At 62.4% G+C, this 19985-nt stretch carries 17 protein-coding genes and 1 pseudogene; 11 read left to right on the forward strand and 7 right to left on the reverse strand.

Features of this window, described 5'->3' with window-relative positions:
• Window positions 1–25: 25 nt before the first annotated feature.
• On the forward strand, window positions 26–238 hold the full coding sequence (locus NL123_RS12920) for a cytochrome C oxidase subunit IV family protein (RefSeq protein ID WP_494358301.1): 213 nt from the start codon (window positions 26–28) through the stop codon (window positions 236–238).
• A gap of 115 nt (window positions 239–353) precedes the next feature.
• On the opposite strand, the gene NL123_RS12925 is transcribed toward NL123_RS12920, so the two are convergent.
• On the reverse strand, window positions 354–1604 hold the full coding sequence (locus NL123_RS12925) for an IS256 family transposase (RefSeq protein ID WP_248481889.1): 1251 nt from the start codon (window positions 1602–1604) through the stop codon (window positions 354–356).
• A 70-nt stretch (window positions 1605–1674) separates the two neighbouring features.
• A complete protein-coding gene (locus tag NL123_RS12930; RefSeq protein WP_494357930.1) occupies window positions 1675–1998 on the reverse strand; it encodes a hypothetical protein in 324 nt (107 codons plus the stop codon).
• 147 nt (window positions 1999–2145) lie between these two features.
• Between NL123_RS12930 and NL123_RS12935 the strand changes: the two genes are divergently transcribed.
• From NL123_RS12935 to NL123_RS12955, 5 genes are all read left to right on the forward strand, one after another.
• Window positions 2146–3698, forward strand: a protein-coding gene (locus tag NL123_RS12935) for an IS3 family transposase (protein ID WP_494355999.1) whose coding sequence is annotated in 2 segments (ribosomal slippage) — window positions 2146–2608 and window positions 2608–3698 — 1554 coding nt in all. Because the reading frame shifts where the segments join, the coding sequence is not laid out codon by codon here.
• Between the two features lie 461 nt (window positions 3699–4159).
• Complete coding sequence (locus NL123_RS12940; protein ID WP_248487956.1) at window positions 4160–4750, forward strand: antibiotic biosynthesis monooxygenase; 591 nt, start codon at window positions 4160–4162, stop codon at window positions 4748–4750.
• Window positions 4747–6585, forward strand: a complete 1839-nt coding sequence (locus NL123_RS12945) for an amidohydrolase (RefSeq protein WP_494357931.1) — start codon at window positions 4747–4749, stop codon at window positions 6583–6585. Before NL123_RS12940 ends, NL123_RS12945 begins: the two co-directional genes overlap by 4 nt.
• 29 nt (window positions 6586–6614) lie before the next feature.
• Entirely contained in the window at window positions 6615–7229 is a 615-nt protein-coding gene (ycaC, locus tag NL123_RS12950; RefSeq protein ID WP_494357932.1) for an isochorismate family cysteine hydrolase YcaC, read from the forward strand.
• A 192-nt stretch (window positions 7230–7421) separates the two neighbouring features.
• Window positions 7422–8303: a LysR family transcriptional regulator gene (locus tag NL123_RS12955; RefSeq protein WP_058425557.1), complete on the forward strand. Its 882-nt coding sequence runs from the start codon at window positions 7422–7424 to the stop codon at window positions 8301–8303.
• Here the strand turns inward: NL123_RS12955 and NL123_RS12960 are convergent.
• Both NL123_RS12960 and NL123_RS12965 read right to left on the reverse strand, forming a co-directional pair.
• The gene (locus NL123_RS12960; RefSeq protein ID WP_248487958.1) at window positions 8290–9327 is read right to left on the reverse strand and encodes an AraC family transcriptional regulator; all 1038 of its coding nucleotides are present in this window, start codon (window positions 9325–9327) and stop codon (window positions 8290–8292) included. The genes NL123_RS12955 and NL123_RS12960 overlap by 14 nt on opposite strands.
• A 1-nt stretch (window position 9328) precedes the next feature.
• Window positions 9329–10243, reverse strand: a complete 915-nt coding sequence (locus NL123_RS12965) for a GGDEF domain-containing protein (RefSeq protein WP_248487959.1) — start codon at window positions 10241–10243, stop codon at window positions 9329–9331.
• Between the two features lie 381 nt (window positions 10244–10624).
• On the opposite strand from NL123_RS12965, the gene NL123_RS12970 reads away from it, so the two are divergent.
• The 5 genes from NL123_RS12970 (at window position 10625) to NL123_RS12990 (ending at window position 17104) form a co-directional block, all read left to right on the forward strand.
• Entirely contained in the window at window positions 10625–13138 is a 2514-nt protein-coding gene (locus tag NL123_RS12970) for a TonB-dependent receptor (protein WP_494357933.1), read from the forward strand.
• Between the two features lie 144 nt (window positions 13139–13282).
• A complete protein-coding gene (locus NL123_RS12975; protein WP_494357934.1) occupies window positions 13283–15145 on the forward strand; it encodes a phytase in 1863 nt (620 codons plus the stop codon).
• 47 nt (window positions 15146–15192) lie between these two features.
• Window positions 15193–15885 carry a protein TolQ gene (gene tolQ / locus NL123_RS12980; protein ID WP_494357935.1) on the forward strand — a complete coding sequence of 231 codons (693 nt, stop codon included), beginning with the start codon at window positions 15193–15195 and terminating at the stop codon, window positions 15883–15885.
• A gap of 14 nt (window positions 15886–15899) precedes the next feature.
• Window positions 15900–16346 carry a protein TolR gene (tolR, locus tag NL123_RS12985; protein ID WP_102593218.1) on the forward strand — a complete coding sequence of 149 codons (447 nt, stop codon included), beginning with the start codon at window positions 15900–15902 and terminating at the stop codon, window positions 16344–16346.
• Window positions 16343–17104: an energy transducer TonB gene (locus NL123_RS12990; protein WP_248487963.1), complete on the forward strand. Its 762-nt coding sequence runs from the start codon at window positions 16343–16345 to the stop codon at window positions 17102–17104. Before tolR ends, NL123_RS12990 begins: the two co-directional genes overlap by 4 nt.
• A 7-nt stretch (window positions 17105–17111) precedes the next feature.
• Here NL123_RS12990 and NL123_RS12995 read toward each other — a convergent pair.
• The 3 genes and pseudogenes from NL123_RS12995 to NL123_RS13005 all read right to left on the reverse strand — a co-directional run.
• Window positions 17112–17402: pseudogene (locus NL123_RS12995) on the reverse strand (NAD(P)-dependent oxidoreductase); the annotation flags it as partial.
• Between the two features lie 51 nt (window positions 17403–17453).
• Window positions 17454–18632, reverse strand: a complete 1179-nt coding sequence (locus NL123_RS13000) for an acyl-CoA dehydrogenase family protein (RefSeq protein ID WP_248487964.1) — start codon at window positions 18630–18632, stop codon at window positions 17454–17456.
• Entirely contained in the window at window positions 18629–19978 is a 1350-nt protein-coding gene (locus NL123_RS13005) for an LLM class flavin-dependent oxidoreductase (protein WP_248487965.1), read from the reverse strand. Before NL123_RS13005 ends, NL123_RS13000 begins: the two co-directional genes overlap by 4 nt.
• Window positions 19979–19985 lie beyond the last annotated feature (7 nt).

Here is a 19985-nt window from a genome sequence, read left to right on the forward strand (position 1 = left end):
GCGGATGAGTACGTCGCAGGGGTTGATGGTGTGTTGGGTTGTGCTGGTTTTGTTGAGTGTGGGGACGGTGTTGGCGGGGGGCGCTGGTGTGGGGTGGGGGGTGTTGGTGTTGGCGGTTGGCAAGTCGTGGTTGATTGCGGATGGGTTCATGGAATTGCGGGATGCGCCTTGGGGGTGGCGGTGGGGGGTGTTGGGGTGGGCTTGGGTGGTGGTGGGGTGTGTGGGGGTGTTGGTTTGAATACGGGAGGGGGCATATCCGTTTCTTCGGTAACGGCTACCTAGGGTTCCGCCCGGGACTGTCAGATATTTTGTGTGCGGGCCGGTAACGGCCTGCCGTCAGGCAGGCCCTGCTTTTACCAGGTAGGCCTGATAAATCGATCTCCGTAAAGAATCGCAAATTGATTCATCGCACTTTTCCAATCATGGGCCGCTGAGCCCCAGTTGGCGGTGATATTGCGCAGTCCAAGCCAGATCAGTTTTGTCGCCGCATCGTCGGTCGGGAAGTGGCCGCGCGTCTTGATGATCTTGCGCAACTGAGCGTTGATGCTCTCGATGGCGTTGGTCGTGTAGATCACTTTTCGGATCGCCGGCGGGAACACGAAAAATGGGACCACACGATCCCAAGCGCGACGCCAGGCAGCCACTACCGTCGGATATTGCTTGCCCCATGGCCCACTTTCAAACGCATCCAGCGCCTGCTCGGCCGCTTCGGCGGTCACCGCCTGATAGATCGGCTTAAGCGCCTTGGCCAGTTCGCGACGCTTGTCCCAAGCCGCGTAATCAAGGCTGTTGCGGATCAGATGAACAATGCATGTTTGCAGTGTCGTGTCTGGAAACACGGCGTTGAGCGCTTCTGGCATGCCTTTGAGGCCATCGGTCACAGCAATCAACACGTCTTCGACGCCGCGTGTCTTGAGGTCGTTGAAAACCTTCATCCAGAACTTGGCGCCCTCGGTATTTTCTATCCAGATGCCGAGAATATCGCGTGTTCCGTCAGGCAAAACACCCAGGGCCAAGTAGATCGCCTTGTTGCGAACCAGCCCCTCTTCGCGGATTTTGACCCGTAGAGCATCGAAGAAAATAACCGGATACATCGGCTCCAAAGGCCGCTGTTGCCATGCACCGATCTCTGCCATGACCTCGTCGGTCACAGAGCTGATGAAGTCCGGAGAAACATCAGTACCGTACTGCTCGGAAAGAAACGCCCGGATCTCTCTGACCGTCATTCCACGGGCATACATGGCAATGATCTTGTCATCGAACCCGGTGTAGCGGCGCTCGTGCTTGGGAATCAGGATAGGGGAAAAACTGCCGTCCCGATCACGTGGAATATCCAGTCGGAGCGGGCCATCGCCGGTGAGAACCGTCTTGCCGCTCTTGCCATTGCGCTGGTTTGTTTCATCCTCTGGGCGCTGTGCGCCCGGCGGATAGCCCAGGTGATGACCGAGCTCAGCACTCAGCGCTCGCTCGATCAAAGCCTTCTTGAACGCCGCAGACGCGTCCTCGATGGCTTCAGCGGTCATCGGACCATCGGTGAATTGCTCGAGAAGCTCTTTCGGGATTTTCGGCAGCTCTCGCAACGCGGGTTTCTTTTTGGTTGGCATACATGCACCTCTTACTCATGTTATGCCCGAACACAAAATTACTGACACCCCCTTCCGCCCTTACGGCGGGTCACTTTTGAAAAGCCGGAATGCCGGCCCAGTCAAAAGTAAGCAAAACGCTCTTGCCCCAACACTCGGCACCTCGCCTAGGCTCGGTATGCCCGTAATCCGACAGTGATTTGGGGGGCCGCCTAAGATCAAAATCAAAAACAAAGCGCGGCGGCCTGGTAGCCGACCGGATCGTTGAGGCGTGTGCGTTCCCCCCTGGGCTGGCTTGCCAGCGATGGTCGTTAACGATGACGCGGGTAACCAGAATGCACGCGGCGCCCTCACGTTTTTTGCTGGCAAGCCCGCTCCAGCGGGCATTCGCAACGCGTGAATCATTGTTCAGCATGCGTTACGTCCCTGATGATTTTTCCCTGGTTCAGAGTAATAACCCGCCTTGCCATCGCTATAGTCTCAGGCCTATGCCCCCGGTGTCAGGGTAGTTGTCGTGTCCTCCGCTTTTTAAAAGTATTCCGGGGGCGGCAAGAGTAAGGTCATGCCTTTCTATTCAGAAGAACGCAAAGCTGCGCTGTTGAAAATGATGCTTCCGCCCCTGAGCCTGTCAGCGTCGGAGGTCGCGCGCCGTGAAGGTTGTAGCGACATGTCTCTTCATTATTGGCGTAAGCAAGCTGCTGCCAGAGGTTCTCAGTTGTCCGAAAACAAGCAGTCGCCTGAAAGTTGGTCTGCCGAATCCAAGCTCATGGCAGTCATCGAATCATCAGCTTTGTCGGAGCTGGAGCTGAGTGAGTATTGCCGTCGCAACGGTATTTTCCCTGAGCAAATTGACGGCTGGCGCAAAGCTTTCATTGCCAACAGCACTAATCACTCAGCGCTGAAAAAAGGAATCGCTGGTGAGACCAAGGAGGATAAGAACCGGATTCGGGAGCTGGAGCGTGAGCTGCGCCGAAAGGATGCAGCGCTGGCTGAAACAGTCGCATTGCTGGTGCTGCGAAAAAAGCTCAATGCCTACTGGGGGAACGACGACGAGGACAATTGACCTTGTTGCCAGAACGGCATCTTCTCGTCGACTGGCTCACCGAAGCCATCACTGCGGGCGCCCGCAGGGCGCCTGCGTGTCTAGAAGTCGGTATTTCGCTACGCACGCTACAACGCTGGATCCTGCCCGAAGCGTTGTTGGCAGATGGGCGCACCACGACGGTGAGGCCAGTGCCGAATAATGCTCTGACTGATGTTGAGCGCCAAGCCATCCTGGCCTTGTGCAACAGCAAGGCCTACGCACATCTGCCACCGAGCCAGATCGTGCCACGGCTCGCTGACGAGGGACGTTACATGGCATCGGAGGCAACCTTTTACCGAGTGCTGCGTGCGGCAGATCAGCAGCATCATCGTTCCCGCGCCAAACGCCCGCATCGCCATGAAGCACCCACCACCTACGCGGCGACAGCCGCCAATCAGGTGTGGTCTTGGGATATCACGTACCTGCCGTCGCCAGTTCGTGGGAAGTTTTACTACCTCTATTTGATCGAAGATATCTACAGCCGAAAGGCTGTGGGCTGGGAAGTTTACGAAGCAGAAAACGGTGAAAAAGCCGCTGTCCTACTGCAACGAAGTGTCACTACAGAGAAGTGCTGGCGTCAGCCGCTGGTGCTTCACTCGGACAATGGCGCACCGATGAAATCGGTGACGTTACTGACCAAGATGTACGACCTGGGTATCACGCCATCGAGAGGAAGACCCCGGGTAAGCAACGATAATCCTTACTCGGAGTCGCTGTTTAGAACGCTGAAGTACTGCCCGCAGTGGCCGCAGGATGGATTTGGCAGCCTGGATGACGCGCGTATCTGGGTCAGGAATTTTATGGCCTGGTACAACACCGAGCATCGTCATAGCCGAATCCGCTTCGTGACACCCGCCCAGCGCCACGAGGGAAAAGACCGGGAAATCTTGGCCCGGAGGGCGGCAATTTATGGGCAAGCGAGAGAAAAAAGGCCTGAAAGGTGGTCAGGCGAGACACGCAACTGGGACCCTATCGGGACGGTGTACCTCAATCCCGAAAGGGAGCTGACAGTTGTGGTGAAGGTCGCCTAGCAAGACGGGAGACACGACAACTACCTTGAAAAACGCCGCTGGCTCTGGCCTTTGATCTGCTTTTGATTTTGATCTTAGGCGCCCCGTCAAACACGCTGGCCGGAATTCGGCAGGGATTTGGGGGGTAAACCGGTAGGGATGCCGGTTTAGCCGCCCCGCGCCATGGATGGCGCGTGGCGGCGGCCCCCCAAATCACTGTCGGATTACGGGCACACCGAGCCTAGCCGAGGTGCCGAGTGTTGGGGCAAGAGCGTTTTGCTTACTTTTGACTGGGCCGGCATTCCGGCTTTTCAAAAGTGAGCCGCTGTAAGAGCGGAACCCTAAGTAGCCGTTACCTAAATAACGGATATGTCCCCAATCCAACCCAACCCCCCCCCCAAACAGCACGTACATCCAATTTTCCCCACCCCATCCCCCCTCAAACTCCCTCATCGCTGAATCTTCAAGGCAGAGGGACACCCATGGACCCAACCACAAAACCAGGCCCCGACGAAGTCGTCACCCTGGTGGTCAAACACCTCATCAAACCCGGCCTGGAGGCCGACTACGAAGCCTGGCTGCGCCGCATCGTCCGCATCGCCGGCGACCGCCCCGGCCACCTCGGTGTCGACGTGGTACGCGGAAAACAAGGCAACCTGGCGCTGTTCACCTGTGTATTGCGCTACCGCTCCACCGAAGACCTGGAAACCTGGCTCGACTCCCCCGAACGCAAAACCCTGATCGCCGAAGCCGCGCCCATGCTCGCCGACGGTGACAACACCGAAATCGGTGCGGTCAACGAATTCTGGTTCAACCCCGAAACCCCGAACGCCGCCAAGCCGCCGCGCTGGAAGCAGGCGGTGGTCACCCTGTGCGTGATCCTGCCGCTGACCCTGCTGGTGCCGATCGTGTGGGGCCCGGTGCTGCGCCTGCACCCGTTTCTCTCCAACTACGTGGTCGCCACGTTCCTGGTGACTGTGACCATTGTCGTGCTGGTGGTCTACCTGCTGATGCCGGCGGCCACCCGCCTGTTCGCTCCCTGGCTTGAAGCCTCTGTAAAGGAAACCCTATGAACGCCGATCTGATTCTGTTCAATGGCCAGTTCCACACCGTGGACCGTGAAAACCCGCGCGCCACGGCTGTCGCCATCCGCGAGGGGCGGTTTGTCGCCGTGGGTACCGACGGTGAAGCCATGGCCCTGCGCGGCAGTGGCACCCAGGTCATCGACCTCAAGGGCCGCACCGTCATCCCCGGCCTCAACGACTCGCACCTGCACCTGATCCGGGGCGGCTTGAACTACAACCTCGAACTGCGCTGGGAGGGCGTGCCGTCCCTGGCCGATGCCCTGCGCATGCTCAAGGACCAGGCCGACCGCACCCCGACTCCGCAATGGGTACGCGTGGTAGGGGGTTGGAACGAATTCCAGTTCGCCGAAAAACGCATGCCGACCCTGGACGAACTCAACCAGGCCGCGCCGGACACCCCGGTGTTCGTGCTGCACCTGTACGACCGCGCTTTGCTCAACCGCGCAGCGCTGCGTGTGGCCGGCTACACCAAGGACACGCCTAACCCGCCGGGCGGCGAGATTGTGCGGGACAGCAACGGCAACCCCACCGGCATGCTGGTGGCGCGGCCGAACGCGATGATTCTGTATTCGACCCTGGCCAAAGGCCCGAAACTGCCGTTGGAGTACCAGGTCAACTCGACCCGCCAGTTCATGCGTGAACTCAACCGCCTGGGCCTCACCAGTGCCATCGACGCCGGCGGCGGTTTCCAGAACTACCCCGATGACTATGCGGTGATCGAGCAACTGGCCAAGGACCAACAGTTGACGGTGCGCATCGCCTACAACCTGTTCACCCAGAAGCCCAAGGAAGAACTCAGCGACTTCAAGAACTGGACCGGCAGCGTCACCCTGCACCAGGGCGACGATTACCTGCGTCACAACGGCGCCGGCGAGATGCTGGTGTTCTCGGCCGCCGACTTCGAAGACTTCCTTGAACCGCGTCCCGACCTGCCGTTGACCATGGAGCAGGAGCTGGAACCGGTGGTGCGCCACCTAGTTGAACAGCGCTGGCCGTTCCGTTTGCACGCCACCTATAACGAGTCCATCTCGCGCATGCTCGACGTGTTCGAGAAGGTCAATCGCGACATCCCGTTCAACGGCCTGCCGTGGTTTTTCGACCACGCCGAAACCATCACCCCGCAGAACATCGAGCGTGTGCGTGCCCTCGGTGGCGGTATTGCGATCCAGGACCGCATGGCGTTCCAGGGCGAATATTTTGTCGAGCGCTACGGCGCCAAAGCCGCCGAAGCCACGCCACCGATCAAGCGCATGCTGGCCGAAGGCGTGCCGGTGGGCGCGGGCACCGATGCGACGCGGGTGTCGAGCTACAACCCGTGGACCTCGCTGTACTGGATGGTCAGCGGCCGCACCGTCGGTGGCCTGGAACTGCATGCCGAAGGCCTGTCGCGCCTGACCGCGCTGGAATTGTTCACCCACGGCAGCGCCTGGTTCTCGTCCGAGCAGGGCAAGAAGGGCCAGATCAAGGTCGGGCAGTTGGCGGACGTGGCGGCGCTGTCGGCGGACTTCTTTAGTGTCGATGAAGAAGCCATCAAGTGGATCGAGTCGGTCCTCACCGTGGTCGGCGGCAAGGTGGTCTACGGCGCCGGCGACTTCGAAGATTTCGCCCCCCCGCGCGTGCCGGTGCTGCCGGACTGGTCGCCGGTGGTCAAGGTGCCAGGGCACTGGCGCCCAGGCTCGCCGTTGCAGGCGCAGGTGCACCAGTGCAGCGGCCCGTGCGGCGTGCATGCCCACAGCCACGAAAAAGCCCGCCATTCCAGCGTGCCGGTCAGCGACTTCCAGGGTTTCTGGGGTGCGTTCGGCTGCTCGTGTTTTGCATTTTGATTACCCATACCCCCGTAAGGAGTTGAACCATGGCTAGCCCTCGTTTGAACAAAGATGACGCCGTTGTACTGTTGGTCGACCACCAGACTGGCCTGATTTCCCTGGTGCAGGATTTCTCCCCCAACGAATTCAAGAACAACGTGTTGGCCCTGGCCGATGTGGCGAAGTTCTTCAAGTTGCCAACCATCCTCACCACCAGTTTCGAAAGCGGCCCCAACGGCCCGCTGGTTCCGGAACTCAAGGAACTGTTCCCGGACGCGCCGTATATCGCCCGTCCTGGCCAGATCAACGCCTGGGACAACGAAGACTTCGTCAAGGCGGTCAAGGCCACCGGCCGCAAGCAGATCATCATTGCCGGTGTGGTGACAGATGTGTGCGTCGCGTTCCCGACCCTGTGCGCGCTGGAAGAAGGCTTTGAAGTGTTCGTGGTCACCGACGCCTCCGGCACCTTCAACGAAACCGTACAACAAGCCGCCTGGGCGCGCATGACTGCCGCTGGAGCCCAACTGGTGAACTGGTTTGCCGTGGCTTGCGAACTGCAGCGCGACTGGCGCAACGACATGGAAGGCCTGGCCAACCTGCTGTCGCCACGCATCCCCAACTACCGCAACCTGATGAACAGCTACTCGGCGTTTACCAAGTAACTGGCTCTCAAGTCTGTAGGTGATCCCTGTGGGAGGGGCGGTGCGACGATTCGACTTGCCCCCGATAGCGGTGTGTCAGTCACACTGCCATCGGGGGCAAGTCGAATCGTCGCACCGCCCCTCCCACATTTGATTTGTGGTGTGGCGACATACCCGTTATAAAAACCGAGAAATGTCCACCGAGAAGCGACAATGAACCCCTTCGAAGACATGCGCCTGTTCTGCCAGGTCATGGAATCCGGCAGCTTCACCGCCGCCGCCGAACAGCTGGGCCTGTCCAAGCAGTTCGTCAGCCGCCGCCTGATCCAGCTGGAAGACCGCCTCGGCGTACGCCTGCTCAACCGCTCCACCCGCCGGCTGGATGTCACGCCACTCGGCCAGAGTTACTACGAATCCGCCTTGCGCCTGCTCAGTGAAGTCGAGCAAGTGGAGCAGGGCATCGCTGGCCAGAACAGCGAACCACGCGGCACCATTCGCCTCAGCGCACCGTTGTCGTTTGCCATGGCCCATCTGGGCTGCCTGTTACCGCTGTTCCTGCAGCGCCATCCCCAGGTGGCGGTGGAGGTCGACTTGAGCGACCGTCCCGTGGACCTGATCGGTGAAGGCTACGACCTGGTTTTGCGCATCGGTACCCTGGAAGATTCCACCCTGATCGCCCGGCGTATCGCCAGCATTCCCCGGGTGTACTGCGCCAGCCCCGACTACCTGGCCTTGCGTGGTACACCGCAAAAACCCGATGACCTTGCCGACCACGATTGCCTGCCCTACGGCCACGGCCGCCAGGTGCAGTGGCGCTTCAAGGGCAAGTTGCAGGCGCTGAGCGTGAGCGGGCGCATGCGGGTGAACAACGGCGACTTGCTGCGCGATACCGCCATCGCCGGTCTGGGCGTAACCTACCTGCCGACCTTTATCGTCGGCGAGGCATTGAAGGACGGCCGCCTGGTCACGGTGCTGGATGAATTCGCCCCCGAAGACCTGACGCTGTCGGCAGTGTACCCGCAGCACCGGCAAAGCTCGCGACCGGTGCAGGCGCTGGTGGAGTTCCTGCGCGAACGCCTGGCTAGCGGCTGTTGAAGAGCTGGCGGATCAGGTTGGGCGTACTGCCGGTCCAGCGCTTGAACGAACGGCGAAAGTTCGCCGCATCGTTGAAGTTCAGGTACGCCGCCACTTCATCATTGCTATAGCCCTTGACCTGATACAGGTGCAACGCCACCTGCTTGCGCACGCGGTCCACCTGCTGCTGAAAGCCGGTGTCATGCTTGTGCAACTTGCGCTTGAGGGTCGCCGGGCTCATGGCGAAGGCCTGCGCAGCCTGTTCCAGGCTGGGCGGTTGGCGTACCTGTTCGTGCAGATAGTCGTAGAGGCAGTCGAGAAAACTGCTGGAGAAGCCCAGTTGTTCGATCTGCACACGGGCTTGCTGGCGTGCGACCTGGCCGGCGGTGGCCGAGGCACCTGGCCAGGCGCGGGTGAGGTATTCGCGGGGGATGCTCAGCATGTCCAGCGGCCGTTCGAAGCGCGTCTCTTCGTCCAGATGCACCCAATACTGCTCGACGTAACGCGGCTCGGCATGACTGAAACTGCACGCCCACGGCAGGCGCTCGCCGCTGAGCCATTGGCTCATGGCGACCAGCGAGGTCATGCTGGCTTCCAGTAAAAACCGCCAATGCTCGCCGGCGCCGCAACTGTCTCGCCAGTACAGGTAGGCGTGGTGCGCATCCAACTCCAGTTGCAGGGTGGCCAGTGGGCTGAGCAGCACCTGTTGCTGGATCAGGATCTCCAGGGCCTGGTGCAGGTTCTGCGCATGCCCCAGGGCATGGCTGGCCGCGCCGTAGTAGCCGGGCAAGAGCCGCTGGCCGAACAGAAAACTGCTGTCGTCGGCGTCAAGCAATTTGCGACTGTTGCCGATCAACCCGAAAAACTGCTGCGGGCTCAACCGCGCCGTGCCGGCCAGGATGTCCTCGTGAAACAGTCCCGTGCCGCGCAGCAGGCGATGGCTGTCGATGTCCCGGGACAAGGCCAGGTCGATCAGCGTGGCGGGTTGGTAGTGCCCTGGTATGAAGCGGCTGTCGGCTTCATACCAGCTGGTTTTCACGGCCATCTCAGGCGCTTTTCGCCAGAGGTTGCTTGGCCCTGGCCAGGGCCAGGTTGAGGCGCTTGAGCAAGTCCTGGGGCGGCTCGTCCAGGGCCATGACCACGGCGGTGGTCGCCGCCAGTTGCAGGCGCTCACCGTGCAGTCGGGTCTTGTGTGCAAGGCCGCGCACTGCCTGCTGCAACTCCAGCGCCAGTTCCTTGGCCTGGCGCTCACCGGTGTTGGGCAGCAGTACCACAAAACGGTCGCCGGCCAGGCGGCACAGCAGATCCTGGCGGCGCAGGTTGAGCAACAGCAAATGGCTGAGGGCCTGCAGCACCGCATCGCCTTCGGCATGCCCGTAGGCCTGGTTGATGGCCGCGAAGTTGTCCAGGTCCAGCGCCAGCAGCGACAGCGGTTGCTGCTGGGCCTGGCTGTCTTGCAGGCTCTCGGCCAGCTGGCGCTTGAGGTAGTCGGCGCCGGCCAGCGGCGTGAGTTTGTCGAACAGCCGATGCTCACGGAACAGTCGCTCGCGTTTCTCCATCTGTGCGCTGATCGCCAGTTGTTCGCGGTGCCAGTGGTAGATACCAATGGTCAGCAGGATCATGCCCACCGGCATCGGCCCGGACTCCAGCCAGTGGTCCCAGGTAATGCTGTCGGGCAGGCGGATGAATTCGTCGAGGCTGTCGATCCACCACGAGAAGAAGATGCATGACAGGCCCAGCGCCAGGTAGTTGGTCACGCGCCCGGCCGGTCGGCTTTTCAGCACCAGCCCCAGCCAGACCAGGGCGAGCAGGGCGGAACCGCCTTCGCCGAAGATATCCAGCCACACCCATTCGCTGACGCTTTTCAACTCGCCGCAGGCCAGGTGCAGGATCAGCCCCAGGTTTGCGGCGATCAGCAGCAGGGAGAGTTTCCAGCGGTGGGGTTTGAGCACGGAAAACATGGCCGCGAGTCCTTGCAAGGTTCAGTCGTGGGCGCCAGCACAGCAGATGGATGTGACGGTTGCGTGACGCAGGGCAGGGGTCGAATCAGCTCATCCCGCCGACAATGAAACGCAGAAAATGTGGGAGGGGGCTTGCCCCCGATAGCGGTGGGTCAGTGAAAAATCAGGGGGCTGATCCACTGCTATCGGGGGCAAGCCCCCTCCCACAGTTGATCTTCACAGGTCATTTCAGCTCATTCCAACTCAAGATCCTGCTCAAGCCCCCGGTTTACGGGGCTCCCCGCCACTCGCTGTCACAGAACGGTCATCCCCCACCCCTAGCGTGCCCTCCCAGTTGCCGGGCCTCTTGCCTGGCGCCAACGGACTCTTGGGGAGGATTGCATGTACAAGCGCACCGGGCTCGTCAGCTTCACGCTTACTGCCTTGGCCCTGGCGATTGCCAGCGAGCGACTCAACGCGGCCGAAGTGGCCAACGCCGAGCACGTCGAAGTGGTCGGCCAGGCAGCGGCCATCGACCAGGCGCTCAAGGAGCAACGCAATTCGGACAGCATCAAGAGCGTGGTACATGCCGACGGCGTGGCCCAGTTGCCGGATGAAAACGTCGCCGAAGCGGCGCAGCGCCTGCCGGGCATCAGCGTGGAGCGCGACCAGGGCGAAGGGCGCTTTGTCAGCGTGCGTGGCCTGGGCCCGGACCTCAACAGCGTGACCATCAACGGCACCCTGGTACCCGCCCCGGAGAGCGCTCGCCGCGCGGTGGCCCTCGATGTGCTGCCCGCGGAGCTGGTGCAGTCGCTGTCGGTGATCAAGACCCTCACCCCGGACATGGACGCCAACTCCCTCGGCGGCACGGTGGATGTGCAAAGCCTGTCGGCGTTCGACCACAAGGGCCTGTTCTACACCGGCAGCACCGAAGCCAGTTACGACAAGAACACCCATCAGACCAGCCCCAAATTCTCCGGCGCGGCCAGCAACCGTTTCAGTCTTGGCGACGGCATCGACAATTTCGGCGTGGCCGCTGCACTGAGCTGGCAGAAGCGCGACTTCGGCTCGGACAACGTCGAGACCGGTGGCGCCTGGGACTTCACCGACGGTGCTCGACTCAACGAGTTCGAACAGCGTGACTACGACATCAGCCGCGAACGTGCCGGTGGCGGCCTGAACTTCGACTACAAGCCCGACGACCTCAGCAGCTACTACCTGCGCACCCTCTACAGCCGCTACAAAGACACCGAAACCCGCAACTCCACCAGTCTCGAATTCGCCGACCCGCAGGCCCCCGGCCAGCTGGGCGATGCCGAGGGCAAGCGCAAGCTGAAGAACCGCGAAGAGACCCAGCAAATCCAGTCCTACGTGTTCGGCGGCGAACGCATGCTCGGCCTGTGGACCCTGAGCGGCCAGGCCGGCTACAGCCAATCCAGCGAAGACAGCCCGGCACACATCGCCGGTGCCACCTTCGACGGCGGCGACTTTGCCAACAGCGGTTTCCATGACAAGGGCAAGCCACGCCCGATCATCGGCAGCGGCTTCTACGACGCGCGTAACTTCAGCCTCGACAAAGTCGACTGGGAAAAACAGAACACCCAGGACACCGAGAAAAACCTGCGCCTGGACCTGGCCCGCGACTACGACCTGAGCGGCTATGCGTCCCAGGTCAAATTCGGCGGCAAGGTCAGCCGCCGCAACAAGGACAACGATCTGGAAGCCTGGGTCTACAAAGACTTCGACACCCTCGGCTTCACTGCCGACCAGCTCAACCTCACCCAGTTCCAGAAGGGCAACGTCGACTACCGCCTGGGCAATTACGGCCCCGGCATCAGCCCCAGCGCGATCAAGCAGCTGATCGGCAGCCTCAACCCGGCGGACTTCTATGACGAGACCGAATCGCGGGTCAACGACTTCACCATTCGCGAGGAAATCAACGCTGGCTACCTGATGAACACTGTCGATATTGACGACTGGCGCTTCATCGCCGGGCTGCGTTACGAAGGCACTGAGTTCGAAGCCAAGGGCACCGGCGCCACCGATGGCGTGTTCACCCCGACCGACACCCAGCGTCGCTATCACCATTGGCTGCCGGGCCTGCATGCGCGCTACCAGATCGACAAGAACACCCAGGTGCGCGCGGCCTGGACCAAGTCCGTGGTGCGCCCGACCTTTGGCCAGTTGGCGCCGGGCTTCGTGATCGACGATGACGAAGCCACCTTCGGCAACCCGGACCTCAAGCCCCTGGAGTCGAGCAACCTGGACCTGGGCATCGAACACTTCATGGGCCGCGCCGGCACCGTCTCGGCGTTCGTGTTCTACAAGGACATCAAGAATTTCGTCTACAACACTGACCTGGCCGGCACCGGCGCCTGGACCAACTTCGCCGAGGCCCACACCTACGCCAACGGCGACAGCGCCAAGCTCTACGGCCTGGAACTGGCCTACTCACAGAAATTCGACTGGCTGCCCGCGCCGTGGAACGGCCTGCTGATCGGTGCCAACAGCACGTTCAGCCGCTCCAGCGCCGACATCGAAGGTTTCGACAGTGCCAGTGGCACGAACCGCAAGCGCAACATCAGCCTGCCCAACCAGTCCGACACCGTCGGCAACCTGATGCTCGGTTGGGAAGACGACACGCTCAGCTTGCGCCTGTCGGCCAACTACAAATCGGCCTACCTCTACGAATTGGCCTCGATCAACGACAAGGCCCACGACCTGCATGTGGACGCGCAGACGTTTGTCGACTTCAGCGCGCGCTACTCGCTGACCAAGAACCTGCAAGTCAGCTTCGAAGCGCAGAACCTCACCGATGAGTCGTACTTCGTCTACACCGGCCACCGCAGCTACAACGGCCAGTACGAAGAGTACGGCCCGACCTACAAAGTTGGCCTGACCTTCACCCACTTCTAACCCATACCTCGGTCGAAATGTGGGAGGGGGCTTGCCCCCGATGGCTGTGGCCCAGCTGGCATCTGTGTTGACTGACACACTGCTATCGGGGGCAAGCCCCCTCCCACATTGGATCTCCATTGTTTTTGACGGATTGACCCGTACATGAAGATTTCCAAGCTGTACCTGCTAATGGCCTTGACCCTCTGTGCACCGGCAATGGCCACGGACCTGGTCCTGACCCCTTGGGCACCCAGCCTCAATGCCGAGGCCATGGCCGTGCTGAGCAGCACCGAACGCCTTACCGCCAGTACCCGCAACGGCCTGCAACTGCTCGACGCCAAAGGCACCGAACTCGCCCGCTTCAACGGCAACTTCAGCAGCCTCGACACCCGCGCTGCCGGCTCCCAGGTACTGCTCGCCAGCCTCGACAACGACCGCCAGCAAGCCATGCTGATCAACCTCGACGCGTCCGCCAAAACCTTTGGCAAACCGCTGTACCTGCCCACCCGTGACTACCCGGTAAACGGCCTGTGCCTGTTCCGTGACGGCGCCGCCAACCTGTTTGTGTTCCTGGTGGGCGAAGAGGGCAAGGGTGAGCAGTGGCTGGTGGGCAATGGCGCCACACTGCTCGGCGACCCCCAGCGTGTACGCGGTTTGCCGTTGCCGCCGTCGGCGCAGTTCTGCCAGGTGGATGACACAACCCAACAGCTGGTGGTGAATGAAGCAAACGTCGGCTGGTGGGCCTACCCGGCGCACCCGGAAGCCGAGGTCGAGCGCACGCCGGTAGCGCTGTTCGACAACCCCAAGCGTGAAGCGGGCGCCATGGCGCTCGTGCCGGGCGGGATGGTCGCCCTCGATCCGAAGACGTCCCAGGTGCACCTGTTCCAGCACACCGGCACGCGTTGGGTCGAGCAATCGAGCCTGACGCTGCCAGGCCTCAAGGAACCGGAACAACTCAGCGTCAACGGCCAGCAACTGCTGGTGCGCGACGACGACACCGGCAGGCTTTACCAGGGCACGCTCAACTGGAAAGCCAAACCCGTGACGACCGAACCGGTGGTGCCGGAAGTCGCTGCGGTGCGCCAGACCGACCCGGTCGGTCGCCAGGGCGATGCGGCGGACGACCCGGCGATCTGGATTCACCCCGCGCAACCGGAAAAAAGCCGCGTGCTCGGCACCAACAAGAAGCAGGGCCTGCTGGCCTACGACCTTGACGGCAAGCTGTTGCAGGAACTGGCGGTGGGCCGTCTCAACAACGTCGACGTACGCCCCAACTTCAAGCTCGGCGCGCAGACTGTCGACCTGGCCGTGGCGAGCAATCGCGATCACAACAGCCTGAGCCTGTTCAGCATTGACCGCCAGAGCGGCGAACTGCGCGAAGCCGGTGAAGTGCCGACACCGCTCAAGGAGATCTACGGCATCTGCCTGTTCCAGCCCGCCAGTGGCGAGCTCTACGCGATCGCCAACGGCAAGGACGGCTCCTTCCTGCAATACCGCCTCAGCGCGCCGGATGGGCGGGTGCAGGGCGAGTTGGTGCGCCAGTTCAAGGTCGACAGCCAGCCCGAGGGTTGCGTGGCCGATGACCAGCGCCAGCGCCTGTTTATCGGTGAAGAAGACGTCGGTGTGTGGGCAGTGGATGCCCGCGCCGACCAGCCGGCCACGCTTACCAGCGTGATCAAGGTCGGCCCGCAGTTGCACGCGGATGTCGAGGGCCTGGCGTTGTACCAGAGCAACCAGCGTGACTACCTGGTGATCTCCAGCCAGGGCAATGACAGCTACCTGGTGCTGGATGCCGAGCCGCCGTTCGCCAGCCACGGTGCCTTCCGCGTCGGCCTGAATGCGGCGGCCGGGATCGACGGGGCTTCGGAAACCGATGGCCTGGAAGTCACCGCCCTCAACCTTGGCGGGCCGTGGAGCCAAGGCATGCTGGTGGTGCAGGACGGGCGCAAGCGCATGCCCGAGCAGACCCAGAACTTCAAGTTCGTGCCGTGGGCCGAGGTGACCCGCGCGCTGAAATTGCCCTGAGCCGTCATCACCCGGTCATCACTTTTTTATCGAATAGGAGCTTCACCATGCACGCGACGATGGAACATATGACGATCTGGGGCTTGATCAGCGACGCCAGCCTGTTGGTCAAGGCGGTGATGGTCACCTTGCTGCTGGCCTCCTTGCTCAGTTGGTACCTGATCATCCAGCGCGCCAGTGTGCTGCGGCGCCTGGAGCGCCAGTTGAATGGCTTTGTGCAGCGCTTTCGTGCCGCGCCCGACTTGCAACCCCTGTACCGCGACACCGTGCAGGCAGGCGAGGGCGGTATTGCGCCGATCTTCATTGCCGGGGTCCAGGAGTACCAGCACCTGCACAGCCATGATCCAGCGGTGCTGGAAGGTGTAGAGCGCGCCTTGCAGGTGGCGATCACCGAGCAGGAAATCGAGTTGGAAAAGGGCCTGCAATTCCTCGCAACGGTGGGTTCGGTCAGCCCCTACATCGGCCTGTTCGGCACCGTATGGGGCATCATGAATTCGTTCATCGGCCTGTCCCAGGTGCAACAGGCCACCTTGTCCACCGTGGCGCCGGGCATCGCCGAAGCGCTGATCGCCACGGCCATCGGCCTGTTCGCGGCCATTCCGGCGGTGATCGCCTACAACAGCTTCGCGGCACGCGGCCAGACCTTGCTCACCCGTTACTACGCCTTCGGCAATGAGCTGCAAGTACGCCTGCACCGCACGCTGCGCGGCACGTCGAGCCACCTGGCCGTGGCCGCCTGAACAGGAGCGATCTCATGTTAGCAAGGCCGCAACGCAAGCACGGGCCCAAGGCCGAGATGAACGTGGTGCCCTATATCGACGTGATGCTGGTGCTGCTGGTGATCTTCATGGTTACCGCGCCGATGCTCACTCAGGGCGTGAAGATCGAGTTGCCCAAGGTCGCCGCCGAGGCACTGGCCACCGACACCCGCCAGCAGATCCTCACGCTGTCGGTGAAGGCCGATGGTGGCTACTACTGGAACCTCGGCGGTGAACTCGACACCCAACACCAGACCGACAGCGCCGTGACCCTCGACGAAATGGGCGCCAAGGTCATGCAGGTGGTGGCGGCGCGCAGCGACACCCAGGTGTACATCCGCGCCGACGATAACGCCGGTTATGGCCGTGTGGTCGCGGCCATGGCGGTGTTGCAGAAGGGCGGGGTGAGCAACCTGGGGCTGGTGACCGAGGCCCCGCAATGACGGCGATGATCATGCACAGTCCGACGCTGACGATGCCTTCCCGGGGGCCTTCCGGGTTCTGGCGAAACAGCTTGGCGGCCAGCCTGGCGGTGGCGCTGCATGTGGGCGTGCTGGCTGCGCTGATGCTTGGCTGGTCGACGGAAAAACCGCCGGTGGAAGCCCCCAGGGTGATGCATACCCAGTTGGTGATGCTGCCGGCTGCACCTGCGCCGGCTCCCGCACCTGAACCGGTGGCTGTCACGCCCCCGGAACCGGTCGCGGTTCCCGTACCGGTGAAGCCCACGGTCGATCCGCAGATCCAGGCGCGCAAACTCGAACAGGCCGCCTTGGCGCGCAAGCGCGTCGAGGAAAAGCAGCGGGAGCAGCAACAGCAACGGTTGGCCACTGAACAGCGCAACCGTGAGCAGGCACAACAGCGTGCTGACCAGCAGCGCCAGGTCGCTGAAACAGCAAGAGCTGCAACACCCGCTGCGGCGCCGGCGTTCGACAGCCGCCAGTACCAGCCCTTGAGCAAGGAGGCGCCGGACTACCCCGAGCGCGCCCTGGACAAGCACATCGAAGGCGATTGTTCGGTGGAATACACCGTCAACACCCAGGGCCGCGTGGAAAACCCCAGGGTGCTGGACGGCTGCCACCCGCTGTTCATGCGGCCTTCACTGGCGGCGGCGAATACCTTCCGCTACCAGCCCAGGATCGTCGATGGCAAGGCGGTGCCGGTTCCGGCGGTGCGCAATACCTTCCACTACCGCATCCAGTAGCCGGCGATCAATTGGCACGGTTGTACAGCTCAACACTGGCAACATACCGCTGCAGGTTCGCCAGGAACGTATCGGCAATTTCCTCCTTGCTCTGGGTGGAAATTGCCGAGGTATGCGGCGACAGCCTAACCCGCGGACGGGTGTACAACGCATGCCCGTCCGGCAGCGGCTCCGGCTCGGTCACATCCAGCGACGCCAAGCCAACCTGCCCATTGTCCAGCGCCTCCAGCAATGCTTCCTGATCCAGCAAGCCACCGCGTGCGATGCTGATCAGGTGCAAACCCGGCCAGGCGCTGGCGGAGCACCTCGTTGTAATCTTCGTCCAGCTGGCTGGCGATAATCACCTGGCTCATGTGCGCTCCTTGTGGCGTTGGGCGAAGGCGGCCTTGCCGACACCTTGTAATACCGCGTCGTTCTGCGGGGTATGTACGCGGCTGCACAGCACGTCGCGGTAGTGCCGTTGCAGCGGGCTATGGCGCGACAGGCCCGGGTTGCCCGAGGCCTCGATGGCCAACTCCACGGCACGGATCGCGTTGTTGGTTACCAGGTACTTCAATTGCGCGGCGTTGGCGGCCGGGGTGTGGCCTTCGGCAGCAGCGTCGAGCAGGCTGCGATTGGCAAACAGCAGGGTGTCGATATGGCCGACGGTTTCCTGGAAACGCGGCAGGGTCGACAGCGCCGCACCGAGATTGGACGGTTGGCGCTCCTCCAGCCAGTTCACCAGCCAGTCCCGGGCGGCCTGGGCCACGGCGTCATACACCGACGACAGCAGCACCGACATCCACAGGAAACCCTCGGGGTCCAATTCTGGCGACGGCGCACTCCACGGGCTGACGCTGACGGCGTGGTCCAGCGGCACCAGCACGTTGTCGAGCACCACTTCATGGCTACAGGTGGCGCGCATGCCCAGGTGGTCCCAGGTGTCGATGATACTCACGCCGGGGCTGTCCTTGGGCACCAGCCAGGCGCCCACCAGCGGGTCGGCGTCGTCACTGCGGCCCCACACGCTGAACCAGCTCAGGCCGTGGCTGCCGGTGGAGTAGATCTTGCGTCCGCTGATGCGCCAGCCCTCGGCAGTGCGCACGGCGGTGGTCGCCGGCAGCCCGCCACGGGCCGGGGTGCCGAGGTCGGGCTCGACGCGCAGGGCGTTGATCAATGCGCCGTTGCGCACCGCGTCTTCGGCCACTTGCCTGCGCAGGTGCGCGGGCCAGGTCTTGCTGTCTTGCAGGCGGGTGTGTTGCAGGTACTGCATCACCAGGATCAGTGCGGTGGACGGCTCGCCCTTGGCAATCGCACTGATCGCCTTGCGTGCCTGGGACAGGCTGGCCCCGCCGCCGCCCAGCGCCTTGGGCACGGTGAGGGCGAGCAGGCCGTGTTCGTGCAGCAACTTGAAGTTGGCGTGAGGGAAAGCGCCGCTCTCGTCGTAGACTTGCGCGGTACTGGCGAGCTCGGTGGTGAGACGTTCGAGCAGGGCGTCGAACTGGGCGACTTCCACGGAGCGCAAGGAGGGCTGCGAGGATGGGCTCATGCCAGCGCCTCTTGCTGCTCTTCAATCTCGGCGGCGACGCTGTAGCGGTTCACCGGCACGTCCAGGCCGAGGTTGTCACGCAGGGTCTGGCCGCTGTATTCGCTGCGGAACAGGCCGCGCTGTTGCAACACCGGCACCACCAGTTCGGTGAAGTACTGCAAGCCATCCGGCAGCACCGAGTTGATGATGAAACCGTCACTGGCGCCGTGCTCGAACCAGGTCTGGATCGCGTCGGCGACCTGTTCCGGGGTGCCGACGAAATCGCGCTTGGGTCGCGAGAAACGCAGGGCCACTTCGCGCAGGGTCAGGCCTTCGTCCCTGGCCAGTTGCTTGATGCGGTCGGAGCCGCCTTTCTGGCTGTTGGACCCCAGGTCCCCCAGTTCCGGGAACGGCGCGTCGAGCGGGTATTGGCTGAAATCGTGGTCGTTGAACGGGCGACCGAGGGCGACGATGGCATCTTCCACGGTGACCAGCTCCACGGCCTGCTGGTAGCGACTTTCCACTTCAGCTTCATCGCGGCCGACAATCGGGCGGATGCCCGGCAGGATCGACAGGTTTTGCGGGTCGCGGCCAAAGCCTTTGGCGCGGCGTTTCAGGTCTTGGGTATACGCCAGGCCCTCCTCGATGCTGTCCACGTGCACAAAGATCGCATCGGCGTTCTGCGCCGCGAAGTTGCGCCCGTCCTCCGAGGTGCCGGCCTGGAAAATCACCGGCTGGCCCTGGCGCGAACGCGCGATGTTCAGCGGGCCTTTGACCGAGAAGAAATCACCCTTGTGGTTGAGTGCATGCAGCTTGCCCGGGGCAAAAAACTCGCCGGACTGTTTGTTGTAGGTAAAGGCGTCGTCTTCCCATGAATCCCACAGGCCCTGCACGGTGCTTACGTGCTCCTTGGCGATGCGATAACGCACGGCGTGGGGTGGGTGCTCGGCTTTGCTGAAGTTGTCGGCGGTGCCGCTGAGCCATGAGGTGACCACGTTCCAACCGGCGCGACCGCCACTGATATGGTCCAGGGACGCGAACTGGCGCGCTACCTGGTAGGGCTCGGTGTAGCTGACGGTCACGGTGGCGACCAGGCCGATATGGGTGGTGATCGCGGCAAGTGCTGACAGGATGGTCAACGGCTCGAAACGGTTGAGGTAGTGCGGGCTGGATTTGGCGTGGATATGCAGGCTGTCGGCGATGAACACGAAGTCGAACTTGGCGGCTTCGGCCAATTCAGTCTGTTGTTTGTAGAAGCCGAAGCTGGTGCTGGCATTCGGTTGGGCCTGCGGGTGGCGCCATTCGCCCCAGCCGTGACCGACGCCATGGACCATGGCTCCCAGTTTCAAATGACGTGGCTTGCTCATGTGCTGC

It is taken from the genome of Pseudomonas sp. FBCC-B1565, from assembly GCF_059133265.1.